At 53.5% G+C, this 19672-nt stretch carries 15 protein-coding genes; 14 read left to right on the top strand and 1 reads right to left on the bottom strand.

The genetic code is table 11. The features are described from left to right. Positions 1-13 precede the first annotated feature (13 nt). The 13 genes from CF651_RS09095 to CF651_RS09035 all read left to right on the top strand — a co-directional run bounded on the left by CF651_RS09095 (position 14) and on the right by CF651_RS09035 (position 17820). Positions 14-709, top strand: a complete 696-nt coding sequence (locus tag CF651_RS09095; protein ID WP_094014545.1) for a response regulator transcription factor — start codon at positions 14-16, stop codon at positions 707-709. 232 nt (positions 710-941) lie between these two features. Then, a complete protein-coding gene (locus CF651_RS09090; protein ID WP_094014544.1) occupies positions 942-2000 on the top strand; it encodes a BMP family lipoprotein in 1059 nt (352 codons plus the stop codon). A gap of 157 nt (positions 2001-2157) precedes the next feature. Next, positions 2158-3699, top strand: coding sequence for an ABC transporter ATP-binding protein (locus CF651_RS09085; RefSeq protein WP_094014543.1), 1542 nt, complete (start codon positions 2158-2160; stop codon positions 3697-3699). Between the two features lie 5 nt (positions 3700-3704). Then, positions 3705-4781 carry an ABC transporter permease gene (locus CF651_RS09080; RefSeq protein ID WP_094014542.1) on the top strand — a complete coding sequence of 359 codons (1077 nt, stop codon included), beginning with the start codon at positions 3705-3707 and terminating at the stop codon, positions 4779-4781. After that, entirely contained in the window at positions 4782-5744 is a 963-nt protein-coding gene (locus CF651_RS09075; protein ID WP_094014541.1) for an ABC transporter permease, read from the top strand. A gap of 484 nt (positions 5745-6228) precedes the next feature. Beyond that, positions 6229-7188, top strand: a complete 960-nt coding sequence (locus tag CF651_RS09070; RefSeq protein ID WP_094014540.1) for a sugar phosphate isomerase/epimerase family protein — start codon at positions 6229-6231, stop codon at positions 7186-7188. Between the two features lie 5 nt (positions 7189-7193). Beyond that, entirely contained in the window at positions 7194-8990 is a 1797-nt protein-coding gene (locus CF651_RS09065; RefSeq protein ID WP_342746563.1) for a hypothetical protein, read from the top strand. Between the two features lie 39 nt (positions 8991-9029). Further along, on the top strand, positions 9030-11276 hold the full coding sequence (locus CF651_RS09060) for a glycoside hydrolase family 88/105 protein (RefSeq protein WP_094014538.1): 2247 nt from the start codon (positions 9030-9032) through the stop codon (positions 11274-11276). A 152-nt stretch (positions 11277-11428) separates the two neighbouring features. After that, a complete protein-coding gene (locus CF651_RS09055; protein WP_094014537.1) occupies positions 11429-13252 on the top strand; it encodes a cache domain-containing sensor histidine kinase in 1824 nt (607 codons plus the stop codon). After that, positions 13246-14370 (top strand): response regulator transcription factor, encoded by a 1125-nt coding sequence (locus CF651_RS09050; RefSeq protein WP_094014536.1) that lies wholly within the window; start codon positions 13246-13248, stop codon positions 14368-14370. Before CF651_RS09055 ends, CF651_RS09050 begins: the two co-directional genes overlap by 7 nt. Positions 14371-14515: 145 nt before the next feature. Next, a complete protein-coding gene (locus tag CF651_RS09045; RefSeq protein WP_094014535.1) occupies positions 14516-15604 on the top strand; it encodes a Gfo/Idh/MocA family protein in 1089 nt (362 codons plus the stop codon). 15 nt (positions 15605-15619) lie between these two features. Beyond that, positions 15620-16630: a Gfo/Idh/MocA family protein gene (locus CF651_RS09040; protein ID WP_094014534.1), complete on the top strand. Its 1011-nt coding sequence runs from the start codon at positions 15620-15622 to the stop codon at positions 16628-16630. Positions 16631-16845: 215 nt separating this feature from the next. Further along, positions 16846-17820 carry an ABC transporter permease gene (locus CF651_RS09035; protein WP_094014533.1) on the top strand — a complete coding sequence of 325 codons (975 nt, stop codon included), beginning with the start codon at positions 16846-16848 and terminating at the stop codon, positions 17818-17820. 737 nt (positions 17821-18557) lie between these two features. On the opposite strand, the gene CF651_RS33125 is transcribed toward CF651_RS09035, so the two are convergent. Then, on the bottom strand, positions 18558-18686 hold the full coding sequence (locus tag CF651_RS33125) for a hypothetical protein (RefSeq protein ID WP_281254459.1): 129 nt from the start codon (positions 18684-18686) through the stop codon (positions 18558-18560). 43 nt (positions 18687-18729) lie between these two features. On the opposite strand from CF651_RS33125, the gene CF651_RS09030 reads away from it, so the two are divergent. After that, positions 18730-19602 carry a carbohydrate ABC transporter permease gene (locus CF651_RS09030; RefSeq protein ID WP_094014532.1) on the top strand — a complete coding sequence of 291 codons (873 nt, stop codon included), beginning with the start codon at positions 18730-18732 and terminating at the stop codon, positions 19600-19602. The last annotated feature ends 70 nt before the right edge of the window (positions 19603-19672 follow it).

Raw genomic sequence — 19672 nt, 5'->3', positions numbered from 1 at the left:
GGTGTGATGATTCATGACAAAGCAAACGATTTTGGTAATTGAGGATGATCCCGAAATTAGAGACGTCATCCTGATGTATCTGTCCAAGCATTCATTTGAGGTCGCGGTAGCGGACAGAGGAGATCTGGCGGCGGCAAAGGTACTCGAGGTTCAGCCCGATTTGATCATATTGGATGTTGTGCTTCCGGGGAAGGATGGTTTTGAGGTATGCAAGGAAATTCGGCAGCTGACAGCCGCCCCGATTTTATTTTTAAGCTGTAAAAAAGAGGAGCAGGATAAAGTCACCGGATTGGGACTCGGCGGCGATGATTATATGACCAAGCCCTTTAGTCCTAGCGAGCTGGTGGCCCGGGTAAAGGCGAATTTGCGGCGTCCTTATTTGTCGGGAACAGCAGGGGAGCAGCCGTCCAGACTGCGTTTCGGAGCGCTTCAGATTGATTTGTTAAGCAGGACGGTAAAGCTGAATCAGAACGAGGTCATTCTCTCGAAGAAAGAGTTTGATTTATTAAAGTTTCTCGTCAGCCGCCCGGGCCAAATATTCAGTCACGAGGAGCTGTTTCGAGAAATTTGGGGGCAGGAAAGTTTTAATGATACGCGCACGATTATTGTTCATATAAGTAATTTAAGAAAGAAAATTGAGCTTGATCCATCCAACCCCCAGCACATTATTAATGTCCATGGGGTAGGTTATAAATTCGTACTAATTTGATTGCAATGAATGGAGTTAACCCTTGTTCAATTCATGGTGGACAGTCAAACAGAATGTCAGTATAATAAATGAATGTCACATTGAAGTTATATAACATAACATCAATAGGCGTAAAAGAAATGGTGGTGCTAAACTAATTTAGATTATGCATACATAATTTTACCTGCTATGTTGACATCATAAGATAATGGTGTTTGATGGAAGGACAATATGGAAGAAGGGGATGTTGATTATGAAAAAATGGTTTCATGTTTCGGCAAGTGTAGTCCTGGCGGCTTCTATCGCATTGACCGGCTGTGGCAGCAAGCCTCAGCCAAGCGCAAACCCGCCTGCATCGGGAACAGGGGCAGGAGCGGAGACAGGCGCTTCCAAGAAAGGCGAGAAATTCAATATCGGAATGGTTACCGATATCGGTGGTGTTAACGATAAATCGTTTAACCAGAGCGCATGGGAAGGTCTTCAAGAGATTAATAAGACAACCGGTGCGAAGGTCAAATACTTACAAAGTAAAGGGGATGCGGACTTCATCCCGAATTTGAACCAATTCGTGAAAGACAACTATAACCTGACCTGGGGCATCGGCTTCCTCATGGGAGATGCCGTCAAAACCGTTGCGAGTCAAAATCCGAAGGCCCAGCTGGCGCTGATCGATAATGTCGTTGAGGCACCGAATGTAGAATCCGTCACCTTTGCCGAGAATGAAGGCTCCTTTCTGGTAGGCGTTGTTGCCGGTCTGACGACCAAAACCAACAAAATCGGTTTCGTTGGGGGGCTGGAAATTCCGGTCATTAAACGGTTCGAGGCCGGTTTCAAAGCGGGTGTTGCCGCGGTGAACCCGAATGCCAAAGTAACCGTGAACTACACTGGGGCTTTCGATAAACCGGATCTGGGCAAAGCAGCTGCAGCCACCATCTTTAACGATGGCGCAGATATTATTTTCCCATCGGCCGGGGCTACGGGCAACGGCGTGTTTAACGAAGCGAAGGACCGCCTGAAAGCGGGTAAGAAAGTATGGGTTATCGGCGTGGATAAAGACCAATCGCTCGAGTTCGGCGACGATGTGACATTGACCTCGATGATGAAGCGTGTTGACCAAGCGGTCATTCGGGTTTCGAACGATGTTATCGAAGGTAAATTCCAGGGGGGCAAGAACGTAACCCTTGGCCTGAAGGAAGATGCGGTCGGCTTGCCGGAAACCTCGAAGAAGAACGTTTCCGCCGACATTTTGAAGAAGGTCGACGAATATAAAGCCAAAATCATCAGCGGCGAAATCAAGGTTCCGGACAAATAAGCCGGTCCGCATACTCATAGCAGGTTGACAAACAAGGCTAGTGTCTCGATGCTGGCCTTGTTCTTTCATTTGCGGATAAAACGCTTCCCGTCTCATAAGGACGGTGAATCCGATCATCGTTAGTAATTGTGCATGTCATTTGTAAGGGGAGGTTCCCATGAGCTCTAAGCCGACAGTTGTTGAACTGGACCGCATTACGAAACGATTCCCGGGCATTGTGGCTAACGATGCGATCAGCCTCGAGCTGAAGCAGGGTGAAATCCATGCGCTGCTTGGTGAGAACGGCGCCGGAAAATCGACCTTGATGAATATTTTATTCGGCTTGTACCAGCCTGACGAGGGGGAAATCCGGGTGAACGGGCAGAAGGTTGCGATCGATAACCCGAACAAGGCGATTGACCTCGGCATCGGGATGGTTCATCAGCATTTCAAGCTGGTGCAGCCATTTACGGTAGTCGAAAATATCATTCTGGGCATCGAGCCTGCCAAAGGGCTGCAAATAGATTACAAAACGGCTTTGCACAAGGTTCGGTCGCTTTCAGAGCAGTATGGTCTCAAGGTCGATCCGAACGCCAAAGTACAAGATATTTCCGTAGGGATGCAGCAGCGGGTCGAAATATTGAAGACCTTGTACCGCGGCGCCGATATTCTTATCTTCGACGAGCCAACGGCGGTTCTGACACCGCAAGAAATTCAAGAGCTCATGGACATCATGAAAAGCCTGGTCCGACAAGGCAAGTCTATTATTTTAATTACTCATAAGCTCAAAGAAATTATGAGCATTGCCGATACGGTGACCATTATCCGACGCGGCAAAGTGATCGATTCGGTCAAGGTCGCTGAAACGAACCCCAAAGTATTGGCGGAGAAAATGGTCGGACGCGACGTCTCATTCAAGGTAGACAAGAAGAAGGCGGCTCCCGGAGAGCCGGTGCTTGAGGTGAAAGAGGTCACTTTGACCGGGAAGCAAGGAGTGCAAGTCCTGAACCATATCAGCTTTCAGGTTCGTGCAGGTGAAATTCTGGGTATCGCAGGTGTTGACGGTAATGGTCAAAGTGAGCTGATTGAAGCATTGACGGGCCTTGAGAAGATCGAGAGCGGACACATATTGTTCAACGGCAAGAATTTGGCCAATGAAAGCCCGAGGGCGATATCGGAGGCCGGTCTTGCCCATATTCCGGAGGACCGGCATAAGCACGGCTTGGTTCTCGATTTTACGATGAGCGAGAATATGGTGCTGAAATCGTATTTTTATCCGGAATTCAATCAGAACGGATTCTTGAATATTGGCGCTATGGATCAGCATGCTGAGAAGCTCATTAAGGAGTTCGACGTCCGCACACCGAGCATTTACAGCAAAGCCCGTTCGCTGTCCGGGGGAAACCAGCAAAAAGCGATCATTGCCAGGGAAATACATAACAATCCGGATTTGCTTATTGCAGCGCAGCCAACCCGCGGACTGGATGTAGGCGCCATAGAGTTCGTCCATCGAAAGCTGATTGAACAGCGTGACAAAGGCAAAGCCGTGCTGCTCATCTCCTTCGAGCTGGATGAAATCATGAACGTTTCCGACCGGATTGCCGTCATTTACGAAGGGCAAATTGTCGGGGAGGTGCTCCCGGAAGAGACGGATGATCAGGAGCTTGGACTCATGATGGCGGGCAGCAAGGGACACGCCCATGAAACGGAGGGGATGTGAGCGGAATGGATAAAGTGAACAAAATATTCGTGAAGGATTCTGCACTGGTTCCCTTGGTGGCGATCGTGCTCGGTCTGCTCCTTGGAGCGGTTGTGATGCTGCTTGGCGGGTACAATCCGATTACGGCTTACATATCGCTAGTCAGTAAAGTGTTCGGCAGCCCGTACAACATGGGAGAAACGATCCGGGAGATCACCCCGCTCATTTTCACAGGGCTTTCCGTCGCCTTTGCATTTCGCACCGGACTCTTCAACATTGGTGCAGAGGGGCAGTTTATGATCGGGGCGACAGGTGCCGCCTTCATCGGGATTAAGCTGGATTTGCCCTGGTTTATCCATGCCCCTCTTGCTGTGATCGTCGGAGCCGTTCTCGGCGGATTGTGGGGCGGGATTGCCGGCTACTTGAAGGCCAAGCGCGGTGTGAACGAAGTGATCACGACAATCATGCTGAACTGGATTGCGTTATTTTTGTCCAATTATATGGTGAACACCTTCCTGCTGCAGCCGGGGCAGCAGCGTTCGTATATGATCCATGACTCCGCCTCCTTGTCGGTAGGATGGTTGTCGGAGCTATTCGGAAATGCGCGGATGCATTGGGGTACGCTCATTGCGCTGCTGGGCGCAGTCGTATTTTATATCGTGCTTTGGAAAATGAAGCAGGGCTATGAGCTGCGGTCGGTCGGTTACAATCCGAATGCGGCTCAATATGCGGGGATGAACGTGAAGCGCAATATCGTGAAGGCGATGGTCATCGGCGGCGTATTTGCGGGCTTGGCGGGGGTCGTGGAGACGCTCGGCGTGTTCCACTATCAGGTGATCGCGGCGGCATCTCCGGGCTACGGCTTCGACGGTGTGGCGGTTGCGCTGCTCGGCGGGAATCATCCAGTGGGGGTTGTGCTGGCAGCGGTGCTGTTCGGCATGCTGACCTACGGTTCGGCGGGGATGAGCTTCGGCGCGGATGTGCCTCCGGAGATCATTCGTGTTGTCATTGCCTCGGTTATTTTCTTCGTCGCTTCCCATGGCATTGTGCGCTGGGTTTTGAAGCCTTTTCTGGCCAGACGCAAAAAAGAGGAGGTGGCGTAGATGGAAGTGCTCAAAATATTGGGTGAGCTCGTGAATACGACGCTCGTTTTTTCCACCGCGCTTATTTTTGCGGCCATGGGGGGCATATTCTCGGAGCGCTCGGGCGTCATTAACCTCGGACTGGAAGGCTTGATGGTCTCCGGCGCCTTCGCTGCAGCCGTAGTCACCCACTCGATGGAAGAGTCCGGCATGGGAGCGGTCTCTCCGTGGATAGGTCTTGCTGCGGCCATGGTGCTTGGCGTGCTCTTTGCTCTGGTGCATGCGCTCGCTTCTGTCACCTTTAAGGCGGATCAGGTCGTGAGCGGGGTCGTCATAAATTTTTTGGCCGCGGGACTGACGGTGTACTTGGTCAAAATCATTTACAGCGGCTCCGGACAAACGGAGACGATCAATGAGGTATTCTCAAAGGTCGCCATCCCCGGACTCTCGTCGATTCCGTTCTTAGGGGATGCGCTGTTCAATGCATACCCCACCACTTACCTGGCTCTGATCCTGGTGGCAGTTACGTACTACGTGCTGTTCAAAACCCCGTTCGGTCTCCGGCTCCGTTCCGTTGGAGAGCATCCGGGAGCGGCGGACACGGTGGGGATTAAAGTCAAGCGGATCCGGTATATCGGCGTGTTGATCAGCGGCGCGTTGGCGGGGCTTGGCGGAGCGACGATTACGCTGACGACGACAAGCAACTTCTCGCATAATACGATATCGGGGCAAGGATTTATTGCGTTGGCCGCGATGATTTTCGGCAAATGGCATCCCGTGGGCGCTTTGGGTGCAGCGATATTTTTCGGCTTTACCCAGGCGGTACGCAATTTCGTGCAGCTGTTTGATTTTGCCAAAAGCATTCCGGTCGAGTTCTTGTACATGCTCCCGTATGTGCTGACGATTCTGGTGCTGGCAGGGGCCGTCGGAAGATCGAATGCGCCGTCTGCACTGGGCGAGCCCTATGACCCCGGCAAGCGTTAGCGCCATAGGGCGGCAAAGCCTTTCCTTCGCGGGAGGCCACTGAAAAAGTAGCGAAGTGGACAGAATCGTTCTGCAGAAGCGGACGCGTTCGCCTTTGTCCCTGGATTTTACCTGCTAAAAGCGGGGTGAAATTCAAGAAAATCCAGGGACAACAGCGATCGGAAGAACGATCTGTACATGCAGCAGTGATTTTTTCAGTGGCCCCCTTCGCGGGGAAGGCTTTTTTTCTTCGAGGACCCGCATAAAATTTTTGAAATGGGTAGTGCAAAAATAATTATTTTGCAGTAAGCTGTTAGTAGAATGGCGCTTCATCGACAGCACGAGTTCAAAATCCAGGTCGTGTGTACAGATCGAGTTTGCTCCAAAAGAAGGGGAAGGTCCGCTAGATAAAGCGCTTAACCTAAAGTGTGTAAACGATTTCTTTGCTGTCATGAGGATGAAGCAGTCTACGAATGATTTTCTTGGCGAAAGGGAGAGACATGACATGATGACGAACAAAGGGGACTATTCTTTTTCCACCTGCTGGAACATTAAAAAGCATCCGGGGGATGGACGAGGCATGATTGAGGAAATCAAGTCTCTTGGCTTTCAAAGAGTTGAATTGAATTACAATGTGACCCGAGAAATGATGGAGTCCATCGAACCGATGATTGAACGCGGCGAGATCGGGATTTCCAGTGTGCATAATACGTTCCCGCATGACCCGGACCCGGATTACGGTACGGATTCTGTGCTGCTCGGCTTCGATGACGAGGTGAAACGAAAACGGGCGATCGACCTTCTCGTCCAATCGGCGGAATATGCGCACCGGTACGGCGGCAAAGCCGTTGTCGTCCACCCGGGCGAGGTGCCGTTCGACTACAATATCGATTCCGAGCTCAAAAAGCTGTGGCGCGAAGGCGAAGGCGGAGGGCGCTCCGAGGCGTACCGTAAGCTGTGGAATGAAATGCTGGAGCGGCGGACGGAGCTGAGCGACACGTATTTGCGTAAAATCCAGCACAGCCTGGAGGAAGTATGCGACCGCATCGCGCAAAAGGGCTACGATGTCGCCATCGGCATCGAAACTCGTTCCCGCTGCTATCAGATGCCTACGCTGCAGGAAGCGAAGACGGTGATCGACCGGATGAAGGGGGCACCCGTTTACTTATGGTATGACATCGGCCACGGCATGATGATGGAGCGCATGGGTCTATACGATAACGAGAATGAAGCGAAAGCCATGAAGGATTATGTCATTGGGGTGCATATCCACGAGACGATCGAGCTGAGCGACCACTGGTGCCCTTACGTACACAGCAAGGATATGAATTACTTCGATCATTTCGTCGAAATTATCGAGAAGGCCCCGATCAAGGTGTACGAGCTGAAAGCATTATGCCAGCCTGAGGAGATTGAGGAGAGCCATGCCATTCTGCTAAGCAAAATAGCTGCGTTGAAAGGGTGATGGCGGTGAACAGGAGCTCGAATGTCAACACGGACAGCATGTATGCCACAATCGTTCAACTGAATGACAGATGGACGGAAGAAACGCTCCCCAGACAGCTGAACGATGCCGGGAGCAAATATGACGGCGGCGTTATCGATCCGGCCTGCGGCATCCCGCTGCCGAATCACAATGCGACACCAAGTGTCATGGCGGTGTGGGCCGCTTCGCTCGTTAATCCGGATTCGCGATATTACCGCGACGCCGGATTGCTGGAGAGCCTGGACCGGGCATCGGCCTACATGCTGAAGCAGCAGCATGCCGACGGGACGATCTCCCCCGGCTGGACGAACTATCATTCCCCGCCGGATACCGGCTTTATTGTTGCCGGGATGGCGCAATTTTACCGGCTGCTTGCGGCGGAAGCGGAGGCATGGGAGCCCTTGCAGCCGACGGCGGCGAAGGTCCGGCTGTTTCTGGAGCGGACGGTTCCCGCGATGCTGACGGGCGGCTGCCATACGCCGAACCACCGTTGGGTGATGACGGCTGCGCTTGCTTCGCTTCATGAGCTGTTTCCGAACGCTGCGCTGCTAGACCGGTCGGAGGCATGGCTCGCCGAAGGCATGGACATTACGGAAGACGGCGAGTGGACCGAACGGAGCAACGGGATTTACAACGCGGTCAGCGACATTATGCTGTACCATACCGCAAGGCTGCTGAAGCGGCCCGAGCTGTTGGAGCCGGTACGCAGCAACCTGCGCATGATGCTGTATTTGGTCCATCCGAGCGGTGAGATAGTAACGGACTACTCGGGACGCCAAGATTTCGGGAAGATCCACCATCTGTCGAATTATTTCTTGATTTACCGGCTGATGGCTTCACATGACAACGACCCGCAGTTTGCTTCCATGGCGGACTATGCAGCCAGAACGCTGGAGCAGCCCGGGGGCGTTTACAACAATGAAGCCGTGGCTTACCGGCTGTTCCCGGAGCTGCGTCAAGATGAGATTGAGCGGGCGCCGCTGCCTGAGCAGTACGAATTTATACTGAATGCGACTTACCCTGCCGAGCAGCTGCTCGCTCAAGCGCAGCAGGCAGGTCACCAATTCCGCATTCAGCACAGCAGAATGCATACGGAGTTCGGTGCGCCGGTTGTTCGTTACAGAGACGGGGAGACCAGTATCACGATGATGAGCGAGACGTCGTCCTTCTTCTCGCTTCGGCACGGGAAGGCAAGGCTGTTGGGCGTTCAGCTGTCCTCCTCCTTTTCTCCAGGCATTGTGCCGATGCAGCGGCTCATCCGAACGGAGCAGGGAACGAGCAGCTACAGGTTGTACGCTGAGGTGGATAAAGGCTATAACGGGACGATTCCCGCCGAGCTGCTTCCGGAATCGTCCCGTTCGGAGATGAGTCCGTGGTATTTGCTGCCCCACCAGCATCGCCCGATGACCCACTCGCAGACGCACCGGGTGCAGGTGGATGTCCAAGGGGTCGATCACTTGACCTGGCAAGTGCGCGTGAGCTCCGATTCGCCTGAGGATGTTTTTACGCAGATTGCGTTTATTTTCGGGGAGGAAGGACAGTTCGTCGTCGAAGCTGGAGACAAAGAATCGGTTTTGCAGCAGGCGGCTCCACATGCTCAATTTTGGAAACAGGGCTGCGTGCGGTACCAGGTCGGCGAAGACCGGATCGAGCTTGAAGCAGGCGCCCACGAGCACACGCTGACCGGCGTGCGGGATATCCAGCATCCGTCAGGCGCAAGCTCGCTGCTCGTCAATTTGATTACTCCATTCGAGCATACGTTTACGCTGCGTCTATCCTAGACACATGAATTCAGATAAAGAAGGGTGGAATCCATCGGCATGACCCAATACATCGAAGAACGGGACAGCATCCGCTATGGAGTAGGGGACAATGATTTCAGTATAGTACAGGTATTGGCTAACCGTTACATTGGTGCGAATCCGGAAATTCCTTATACATTGCGCGCTTTTCAAACAACGGGTGTTTTGCAAACGGAGGAAGGCTTGTATGCCATCGATATGAACAGCTATCTTCCCGAAGCGCGGAACGGCCAGTTCGCATATGCCTGCGGCTTGGTATGGAGCGATAACGAGCGCTCTCTGGATCTCGGGATCGAGTGCCTCAGTCCGGTAAAGCTGTACTTCAACGGCAAGCTGCATTACCGCTCCAACGTTATTGATGAAATCAAGCCTGACGGCCGAGCCCGTGTCGGCATTGTTTTTCGCCAAGGCTGGAATACCCTGCTGCTTCAGATGCAAAAGACGGCGGTCGGCTTCGGCTGCCGCATCGGGGCGGAGGAGGCGAAGGTACGGATTCTTCAAGTACTGGCGCCGTTCTCCGAGCGCTCTGGTCAAGCGGGCTGGATTGTATCCGCTTCCGCGACGGACGAACCGTTGTACACGGAAGGCAGCGTGCCGGATTTTCAGGGCGGCGAGCAGGCAAGCGGCCTGACTTGGCTGCCTCAGCTGCACTGGAACGGCGCGGAGGAGGGCAAACTGCCCTTCGAGCGGTTGTACGGGGCGAAGCCCGGTCAAGCGGCTTACGCATGGACGAAGCTGCTGACGGGGGCAGGTGCCGGCTTGGGCGGCGCTGCCGTCATCCATGGCTATGCGGCGGGTCCGACGACGGTATGGCTGAACGGGCAGCAGGTGCTGCATACAGCGGCCGCAGGCGAGTTCACCCGGGAGCTGCCGCACCTTGTAGGAAGCAAGCACGACCTCCTCGTCCGTTCCGAGTACGGTGAAGGGAGCTGGGGGTTCCGGCTGTCGGTTAGCGGAACGGATGGCGGCGCTTATCAGCTTCAACCGCCTGCCGAGGTACAAGGGGCGCGCGATGCGGGGCCATGGTTTTATTTGGGGCCGTTCGCCGCACCCATTCAGCTCGAGCCTGCACAGGTGCAGTCATTGCACCGGCTGTGGGATTCCGGTGTACCTGGGGAAGAGCGGCAAGTGTATTGGCGGCTCGATGCGCCGGACACGTGGATCCGGCCGTATTACGAGAATGCGATGCTCAGCAATAAATGGACCGTAGGCGGAGCGACCAACTACGCCCGCTGGGATTATCCTCTTGGGGTTACGATGTACGGCCTGCTGCAAGCGGGGCGCCTGCTCGAACGGAACGATATCATCGACTATGCGTTGAATCACATCCGGATTTGTACCGAATGGTATGAATATTCCTTGTGGGATCGGCGGACGTACGGCTTCCCTGCCATCAACCAGCAGCTTGTTCTTATGAAAATGCTCGACAACTGCGGCTCCTTCGGGTCAGCCATGCTGGAAGCGTACCGAACGTCCAAGGACGAGAGCTTTCTCGCCGTGGCGCGGGTGATTGCCGATTTCATCGCCAACCGGCTGGAACGCCGGGAGGACGGGGCTTTTTACCGCACCTGCGAAGGAGAATATTCGGCGGATACGATGTGGGCGGACGATCTGTATATGAGCACGCCTTTCATGATTCGCTATGCCGCCATCACCGGCGATACGGGTTTTCTGGACGATGCGGCACGACAATTTTTGAGGTTTAGGAGCTATTTGTTCATGCCGGAGCAAAAGATCATGTCCCATGTGTTCGACTTCAAATACGGCCGGGCGACGCTGATCCCTTGGGGACGCGGCAACGGCTGGAGCCTGTTTTCTTTGTCGGAGCTGCTGGAAGCGCTGCCGCAGGACCATCCGGACCGGGCGGAGCTGCTCGCCTTTTTCAACGAGTTTTGCGAAGGCATTGCCGCTTTGCAAAGCGGATCCGGTCTGTGGCATCAGGTGCTGAACCATCCCGATGCGTATGAGGAAGCGTCCTGCACGGCGATGTTCGCGTATGCTTTTGCCCGGGGCGTCCGCTTTGGGTGGCTGGATCGGCCGGAGCGTTACGCGGAAGCCGCAAGCAAAGCCTGGCAGGGGCTGACAAGCAAAGCGATCGACAGGCACGGCAACGTGTACGGCGTATGCAGCGGCTCCAGGTATGCATTTTCCGCAGATTACTACAAATATGACCTGCTCACCGTGCTGAACGACAATCATGGTATCGGCATTATGATGCTGGCCGGCGTTGAGCTCGCGAAGCTCAAGCAGGGGGCTGGGGCGTAAAAGGCCTTTCAGTACTTCAGGTACGATAAGGTTTCACACCCGGTTTACTTCACGTTAACATGGGGATAACAATGAACTGCATATAATGGAGTACAGCGGGGGACAGGCAAGACTCGGGGACATTGGATTTTCTAAAGATAGGGGGACAGGGCATGCGCTTGTGGCTTCGGATCGTCGTTGGCATCAACAGCAGCTTTCAGGTCAAGCTGATGATAAACGTGTCCCTTATTATTCTGCTAGCCTTCGGCGCAACGGGATATTTCACATATCAGTACAACCTGAAGCTGTTTGAGGAGGAAATCAGCAAGCAGTTTTCCAAGACGAACGAAGAAGCGCTGGCCAAGCTGGAAATGAAAGTACAGGAGGTCAGCAGAATCTCGCAAACGGTTGTCTTCAATCCCCAGATTGAACGGATGATTATCCGTATTAATGAGAATGAGCAAGCCCCCGGCGCCAATGACCCGTATAATTTGTATTATGATAAAAAACAGATTGAAGAGCAGGTATTCCAGCTCAAATCCGACGCACCCTATTTTACCGGGATGTACTTATACGACTTGAACGGAAATCCTTCGTATTTCAGCTACACGACTTCGTCGATCAATAAGCTCGATGAATACGTTTTTCGAGTCATTCGCTCCAAAATTAGCGAAAGCTACGGCGATCTGATATGGATGAGCATGCCGCTGCCAAGCTCCGTTGAGCCGAGCGGGTACCGCAGCACGATCGTTGTTGCCCGCTGGATGAAAAATAATTTTCTCAATACGTACGGGATGATGGTGATGGCCATGGACGAGTCGTTCTTCTCCAGCTCGCTAAAGGAGCTGACGAAGGACGGGAACGGCCAAGTGTACTTGTTCAATCAACAGCAGGAGCTGCTGTACACGAACAGCGAGACCTATTCCCATGCGGAGCTTCAGCGGATGGCGGAGCTGGGGCAGACGCAGGTGATCGACAATCATTTGTTCGTCCGAAGCGACGCCAAGTCGATCTCCTTCAAGCTTGTCAGCGGCACCTCGCTTACAGAGGTCCGGAAAAAAAACCAGGATTTAACGAAGCGCATCCTGTACTCCGGCTTGGCAAGCGTAGTGGTTGCGAGCCTGCTCATCGGGCTGTCCACCGGCAAGCTGCTGCGTCCGCTCAAGGAGCTGCTGCAAGGCTTGCGCAAGGTTCGATCGGGCGCTTTCGAAACCCGAATCGAGGTTCGAACGAAGGATGAGCTGGCCTATATCGGGGACAGCTTCAACGCCATGACCGAGCAGGTGGGGCGCCTGATCAAAGAGGTCTACTTGACGCAGCTGAGCGAACGGGAGGCGGAGCTGAGAGCGCTGCAGGCGCAGCTGAACCCTCATTTCCTTCATAATTTGTTCAATGAAATTTACTGGAAGCTGTACTTGAAGGATGAGCATGAGACGGCCTCTTTGATCGCCGCCGCCTCGGAGATGCTGAAATATTCGATCATGCCGGTCAGAACGATGACGACGGTGGGGGAAGAGATTCAGCAGATCCGCAACTATGTCAAAATTCAGACCGAGCTGTTCGAAGCCAATCTCCAAACCGTCATTCACGCGGAGGAGCAAGTATTGCATTGGGAAATGCTGCGTTCTCTGCTGCAGCCGCTCGTTGAAAACGTGTTTATGCATGCATTCCGCAACAAGCTGTCGCACAAGGTGCTGATCATTCGGGCCAGTCATCAGAACGGCTGTCTCGAGATCGATGTGACGGACAACGGCTGCGGTATGACGGATGCCGTCATTGCCCAACTGCTTGGCGCAGACGGCGCTGCGCTGGCTCACCGGCCGGACGGGCGCGAAAGCCTCGGCGTCCGCAGTGTTGTTAGGCGGATCGAGCTGCTGTACGGACCGCCGTACCGGTTGGACATTACCAGCAGATTGGAGCATGGAACGACGATGCGGCTCATTCTGCCGGCTCCCCAAAACCAGACCATCGAAACGGAGGCATCGAAAGCATGCTGAACGGAAATGTTTTGATCGTAGAGGACCAACCGAATTTTCGCCGTGGCTTGATGAAGATGATGGAGGGGGGCAGGCTCGGCTGGAACGTTGCAGGAGAGGCGGCCAACGGGCACGATGCGCTAACGATGCTCGATCAAGTCAGGCCTGATCTGGTGCTGACGGATATCCGGATGCCGGTGATGGATGGGCTTGAATTCGTCGGTCATCTAAGGCAAAAATATCCGGAGCTGCTGGTGGTCATCATTACGGCGTATAAAAATTTTGAATATGCCCAGGCCGCCGTCCGGCATGGCGTACTGGACCTGCTCGTTAAGCCCTGCAAGGAAGAGGATGTCCGTCAAGTACTCAGCAAGGCGGCGGACCGCTTTATCCAACGCAGAAAGCAGTTGTTGCCCGGTCATCATGAAGGGCCGCAGCCGGGCTCCGTTGTGGTTCTGAATCAGAGCAGGGCTAAAGAGCTCGAGGCGCAGCTGATGTCGGCGATTTTGACAGGGCAGGCCGAGGTGCTGGAGCAGCTGCTGCACCAGCGGATTGCGGAGCTTTCCGGCATACCGGAGGCTGAGCTGAAGCTTCAGGCGTTATCGTTAACCTTGGCGCTGCAGGCTACGATACAGAAGCAGTTTCAGACGGATCGGTTCCCCTCCGCAGACTCCGGCGTCTCCGACCGTATGCCTCAGCCGCATTGGAAGGCGGAGGAGGTCCTTGTCTGGGTCAAGGAGCAGGTGCTGTCCTTTATGAGGCTGTTTATGCAATGGCAGGCCTCTTCCAAGCAGGACAATGTCATTGAGCGGGCTATGCAGTACGTGGAGGAGCATTACCACGAGGAATGCCGTCTTACCGACCTGGCGGATTATGTTCATATGAATCCCAGTTATTTTAGCGTCTTGTTCAAGAAAACGACCGGAGACAGCTTTACGAGCTACGTCACCCGGCTGCGCATGGATAAAGCCGCTCTGCTGCTGCGCAATACCGATATGCGCATTTTTGAAATTGCCTGTGCGGTCGGCTTTGACGAGCCGAATTATTTTACGAACGTATTCAAGCAGCAATTCCGCATGTCGCCGAAGGAATACCGGAAAATACCTGTGGAGGAAGCTGTATCGCCTCTCTCCACTTGAAGATTGGACCCTGTCAAACCTGCTGCAAAGGATCTGTAAAAGAGACCCAATGAATTTATAGATTTCTCTATAAATTTTTAAGGGTTCTTTTTTTTGAATTCTTATAATGAAGGTATAGAGCACATCATTATAGGGGGTTATCAATATGTCCAACAAACTGAAGGTAGCGATTATTGGCTGTGGAGGGATTGCTACCGGCAAGCATTTGCCAAGCCTGAGCAAGCTGGAGCAGGTTGAAATTGTCGCTTTTTATGATATCGAATCAGGCCGCGCCCGGGCGGTGGCTCAGCAGTACGGAACGGCGGAGGCCGTCGTATACGAGAGCTATCAGGAGCTGCTTGGCGATCCGGCGATTGATGTGGTGCACGTCTGTACACCCAATGATTCGCATGCCGAAATATCGATTGCCGCTCTGGAGGCAGGAAAGCACGTCATGTGCGAAAAGCCGATGGCCATCAGAGCCGCCGATGCGCGCCGGATGGTGGAGGTTGCCAAACGGAGCGGGAAAAAGCTGACGATCGGCTACAACAACCGGTTTCGCGCCGACAGCCAGTATTTAAAGCAAATTTGCGAGGATGGCGACCTTGGAGACATTTATTTTGCCAAAGCGCATGCCATTCGCCGACGCGGCGTACCGACCTGGGGGGTATTTCTGGACGAAGAGAAGCAGGGCGGCGGTCCGTTAATTGATATCGGAACGCATGCGCTGGATCTGACCCTGTGGCTCATGAACAATTATGAACCCAAAGTCGTTCTTGGCACCGCTTACCATAAACTGTCGCGCAAGGAAAAGGCGGCGAACGCATGGGGACCGTGGGATCCTGAGAAATTCAAGGTCGAGGATTCGGCCTTCGGGATGATTGTGATGAAAAATGGCGCCACGATCCTGCTGGAATCGAGCTGGGCGTTGAACACGCTGGATGTGAAGGAAGCGAGATGCACACTGTGCGGCACCGAGGGCGGAGCCGACATGCAGGACGGGCTAAGGATTAACGGTGAAAATCACGGGCGTCTGTACGTTAACCAGCTGCAGTTCGAAGCGAAGGGTGCCGATTTCTATGAAGGTAAAAAAGAAAGCATGCAGGATAAGGAGATTCGCCTGTGGATCGATGCGATTCTGAACGACAGGGAGCCGATTGTTACACCGGAGCAAGCTTGCGTGGTGTCTGAAATTTTGGAAGCGATCTACGAATCGAACCGTACGGGCAAGGCGGTTTACTTCGATTCATTGTAAAGGAGCCGACACATCATGATGAAAGTAGCCTTATTAAGCTTTTGGCATGTGCATGCCAAAGATTATGCACGTCAGGCGTCGGACCACCCTGAGACGGTCATTACGGCGGTGTGGGATGAAGTGGCGGAGCGGGGCCGGCAGCAAGCCGAGGCGCTGGGGGTTCCGTTCTATGAGCAGCTGCACGAGCTGCTGGCGGTGCCTGAGCTGGAAGGCGTCATCGTGGATGCGCCGACCTCGCTCCATCCGGAGGTTATCCTGGCTGCGGCCCGGGCGGGCAAGCATATTTTTACCGAAAAGGTGATTGCCCTGACATCGGAGGCATGCGATGAAATTTTGGTTGCCGTTGAGAAGGCAGGGGTGAAGCTGACCGTTTCGCTGCCCCGTTTGAATATGCCTTTTACCCAGGTGATTCAGCAAATGCTTCGAGACGGCCTGCTTGGCGATGTGACGCTGATCCGGACCCGGTTATCCCATAACGGGGCGCTTCCGACAGAAAAGGAGCCGAATGGCTGGCTGCCCGCTCATTTCTTTGAGCTGGAGCCGACCGGCGGCGGGGCGATGACCGACCTGGGCTGTCATCCGATGGTGCTGGCCCGGCTGTTTATGGGGGAACTGCCGGACAGCGTCAGCGCAAGCTACGGCTACGTAACCGGCCGGGAGGTGGAGGATAACGCGGTGGCGGTGCTGCGCTGGACGAACGGCGCACTGGCTGTCGTCGAGGCGGGCTTTGCCACCGGCACGTCCCACTTTTTTATTGAAATTCACGGGACCGCCGGCAGCGTGACGTATTCCAAGCACGACGATAGGCTGCAGCTGCGCAGCGCCAAGCTAGAGGGGGAGGCGGCCAACCGCTGGCATGACGTAACGGAAATGCCCGCACCGCTCCCATCGGCGTTCGAGCAATGGGTAGATCATGTCCGTAGCGGTACGACAGCAGTGGAGAACATTCGGCTGGCAAGCGATTTGACGAGACTAATCGAGGCCTCCAATACATCGGCCCGTTCGGGTTCGGCTGTAAGGCTGTAAGGCAGGGGGCTGGGCTGGTGCTTCCCAGGCGTAAGAGTGATCAGTTCCATCTAGTGAGAGGCTGAGAGGTGGACTGGGGTACGGCATGTCTTTGCCCTTTACGAAACGTTTACAGCCGTCAAACGATTTTATAGATTCATCCAACTATATTTAAGGGTTGCATCGGAGGCGCAGATTATAATGAACCTATACCGAGGAACAAGGAGTGAGCCGTCATGAGCCGATTGGAAGAAGCTCCTGTCGCGGGTGTCCCTTCAGAACAGCACACGCCCCGGTCTACGCAGCTGCAGCTGCGGCGCAAAAGGAAACTGAAGCAGAATGTCCCCTTGTATCTTATGCTTCTTCCTGTGTTTGCCTTTTATTTGATCTTCAAGTACATCCCTATGGGCGGACTTATTATCGCTTTTAAAAGCTACAATTTTGCAGACGGGATCCTGCACAGCCCCTGGGTAGGGCTCAAGCATTTCCGGCTGCTGTTCTCTTCGGCCAACACTGTGCAAATCCTGTGGAATACGTTCTGGCTTAGCTTTCTGAATTTGGCGGTTGGCTTCCCGGTACCGATCATTCTTGCGATATTGCTGAACGAGGTCCGCAAGGCGTGGTTTAAAAAATGGGTGCAAACGATTATTTATTTGCCGCATTTTTTCTCCTGGGTTATCGTATCGGGCATTGTGCTTACGTTGTTCGCAACGGATTACGGCTCGGTCAACAAGCTGCTCAAGCTGCTTTCGATTGAACCGAAAACGTTTCTGTATGAGTCCTTCTCCTGGATCACCATCTTCGTAGGCTCCGGTGTGTGGAAGGAAATGGGGTTCAGCACCATCATCTATTTGGCGGCGCTGACGACGATCGATCCGGCCTTATATGAATCGGCGGGGATGGATGGCGCCTCCAAGTGGAAGCAGATCTGGCATATTACGCTGCCGGGCATCCGCCACACCATTGTGCTGCTGTTGATTCTTGCCATGGGACGGGTGATGGAGGTTGGCTTCGATCAAGTATACAACCTGCAAAACTCGGCGGTTGCCGATGTGTCGGAGGTTATCAGCACGTATATTTACAAGATTGGCCTTCAGCAGGCGCAGTTCAGCCTGACGACGGCGATGGGCTTGTTCGAGTCGGTCGTCAGCTTCACCCTGGTGCTGGTGGCGAACTGGATTGCTCGTAAGTTTGATCAGGCGTTGTGGTAGAGGGGGGACAAAAAGGGAGCTTGGTTGGAGTGGTTGCGGGGAAGATGTGTAGCACAAAAAATGGAGCGTGGCTGCGGGGAAGGTGTGTAGCGCAAATAGGAGCATGCTGCAGGGAAGGTGTGTACCTCCGGTCGCTGTTGTCCTTGGGAAATTGGGATTAGAGTCCGCTGTCGGCGGAAATTTCCCAAGGACAAAGGCGAACGCTTCGCTCCTGCAGTACACACCTTCCCCTCCGCCGGTCGCCGGTCTTTTTGTCCCCCCTCTCCGTGGGGGAGGGTAGAGGGCATGTTTTGCCGGCTTGCAGGCAAAACAACCGTTCAAAAGCGAATACCTGCAACAAACCTGCAGAGCTAAACCTACAACAAATCTACAGCAAACCTGAAGCAAACCTGAAGCAAATCTACAGTAAGAAAGATACAAACTAATAAACAGTCTGAAATCAACCAAGATAACAACCAAGATAACAACCAAGATAACAACCAAGATAACAATCAAGATAACAACCAAGACAACACTTTTTGCATGACTTGGCTTTCCGCAGAGAATACACTGCGGAAAGCAAGCCATAAGGAGCTATGTTTTGTATAACAACAAAACATGAACTACTCTTAAAAAACGGGCTTTCATGGAGAGGAAGTCCCGGTGAAATAGAGGCGGAGCGGGCGGAATCGTTCTGTAGAAGCGTTAGCGCTCGCCTGAGCGCTTTCTGAAAGAAAGCGACTTCGAAAGCATATGCTTTAGGAGATTTCTACCGCTGCTGCGGTATTATTCAAGAAATCTCCTAACAACAGCGATCGGAAGAATGATTCCAGCCTGCGCAGCCACCATTTCACCAAGGCAAGCCAAGTCAAGCCACGACATGGCAAGCCAACCTCCCCTCCATGAAAGCCACAACAGGGGTGATTAACCTTGAAACCGACAACAGGAGAAAAGATTTTTTATCTCATCAACTATATCATCCTGGCCGGGTTCGCCTTAACCTGTCTGCTGCCGTTCGTGCATATCGCTGCGGTCTCGTTAAGCGAACGGGGGGCGGTAGAGTCCGGGCACGTCTCGTTGTGGCCGATCGGGCTGCAAGTATCGGCGTACAAATTCTTTTTTGTGGCGACACCGGCACTGAAGGCGTTGAAGAACAGCCTGCTTATCACCGTCGCCGGGGTTGCGATAAGTATGCTGGGAACGATTTTAGCGGCTTATCCGCTGTCCCGATCCTATCTGGCGGGAAAACGCTATCTCGTCCTTGCGATGGTGTTCACCATGCTGTTTTCGGGAGGGGTCATTCCTACCTATCTCGTGGTCAAAAGCTTATCCTTAATCGATTCCTACTGGTCGATATGGCTTACAGGCTTTATCAGCACTTACAATATGCTGCTTATGCGCAGCTATTTTGAGAATATCCCCCACGAGGTGGAGGAAGCCGCACGGATCGACGGCTGCGGCGATACGATGCTGCTATGGCGCATCATCCTTCCGCTGTCGCTGCCGATGCTGGCGACACTGGCGCTATTTTACGGCGTACATTACTGGAATGCCTTCATGAGCGTGCTGATGTACATCAACAAAACCGATCTGCAAAATTTGACGGTCATCGTGCAGGCTGTACTGCAAAAAAGCGATGTCGTCTCCACAGCAACCACCGATCCGATGGAGCAGCAGCTGGTCATGAATGAAATGATCAAGGCCGTTGGCGTTGTGGTGATGGTCGTACCTATGCTTCTTGTGTATCCGTTCCTTCAAAAATATTTTGTCAAAGGCGTCATGCTCGGTTCCGTCAAAGGTTAAAGGCAGAAGTCAGAGGGCATGTGGCGCAAGCATCGATTCAATTTCGGTTTCATTGTAAGCATCTTATTAC

This window comes from Paenibacillus rigui, from assembly GCF_002234615.1.
Classification (GTDB): Bacteria; Bacillota; Bacilli; order Paenibacillales; family NBRC-103111; genus Paenibacillus_S; species Paenibacillus_S rigui.
The sequence above is the reverse complement of the archived record's forward strand: the minus strand, read 5'-3'. Positions and strand labels throughout refer to the sequence as shown.

Excerpts from the sequence above, each read along its gene's own strand:
- CF651_RS09080 (WP_094014542.1), top strand. The coding sequence starts at position 3,705 with ATGGATAAAGTGAACAAAATATTCGTGAAGGATTCTGCACTGGTTCCC.
- CF651_RS09085 (WP_094014543.1), top strand. The coding sequence starts at position 2,158 with ATGAGCTCTAAGCCGACAGTTGTTGAACTGGACCGCATTACGAAACGA.
- CF651_RS09075 (WP_094014541.1), top strand. The coding sequence starts at position 4,782 with ATGGAAGTGCTCAAAATATTGGGTGAGCTCGTGAATACGACGCTCGTT.
- CF651_RS09070 (WP_094014540.1), top strand. The coding sequence starts at position 6,229 with ATGATGACGAACAAAGGGGACTATTCTTTTTCCACCTGCTGGAACATT.
- CF651_RS09050 (WP_094014536.1), top strand. The coding sequence starts at position 13,246 with ATGCTGAACGGAAATGTTTTGATCGTAGAGGACCAACCGAATTTTCGC.
- CF651_RS09040 (WP_094014534.1), top strand. The coding sequence starts at position 15,620 with ATGATGAAAGTAGCCTTATTAAGCTTTTGGCATGTGCATGCCAAAGAT.
- CF651_RS09035 (WP_094014533.1), top strand. The coding sequence starts at position 16,846 with ATGAGCCGATTGGAAGAAGCTCCTGTCGCGGGTGTCCCTTCAGAACAG.
- CF651_RS09090 (WP_094014544.1), top strand. The coding sequence starts at position 942 with ATGAAAAAATGGTTTCATGTTTCGGCAAGTGTAGTCCTGGCGGCTTCT.
- CF651_RS09060 (WP_094014538.1), top strand. The coding sequence starts at position 9,030 with ATGACCCAATACATCGAAGAACGGGACAGCATCCGCTATGGAGTAGGG.
- CF651_RS09095 (WP_094014545.1), top strand. The coding sequence starts at position 14 with ATGACAAAGCAAACGATTTTGGTAATTGAGGATGATCCCGAAATTAGA.
- CF651_RS09045 (WP_094014535.1), top strand. The coding sequence starts at position 14,516 with ATGTCCAACAAACTGAAGGTAGCGATTATTGGCTGTGGAGGGATTGCT.
- CF651_RS09055 (WP_094014537.1), top strand. The coding sequence starts at position 11,429 with ATGCGCTTGTGGCTTCGGATCGTCGTTGGCATCAACAGCAGCTTTCAG.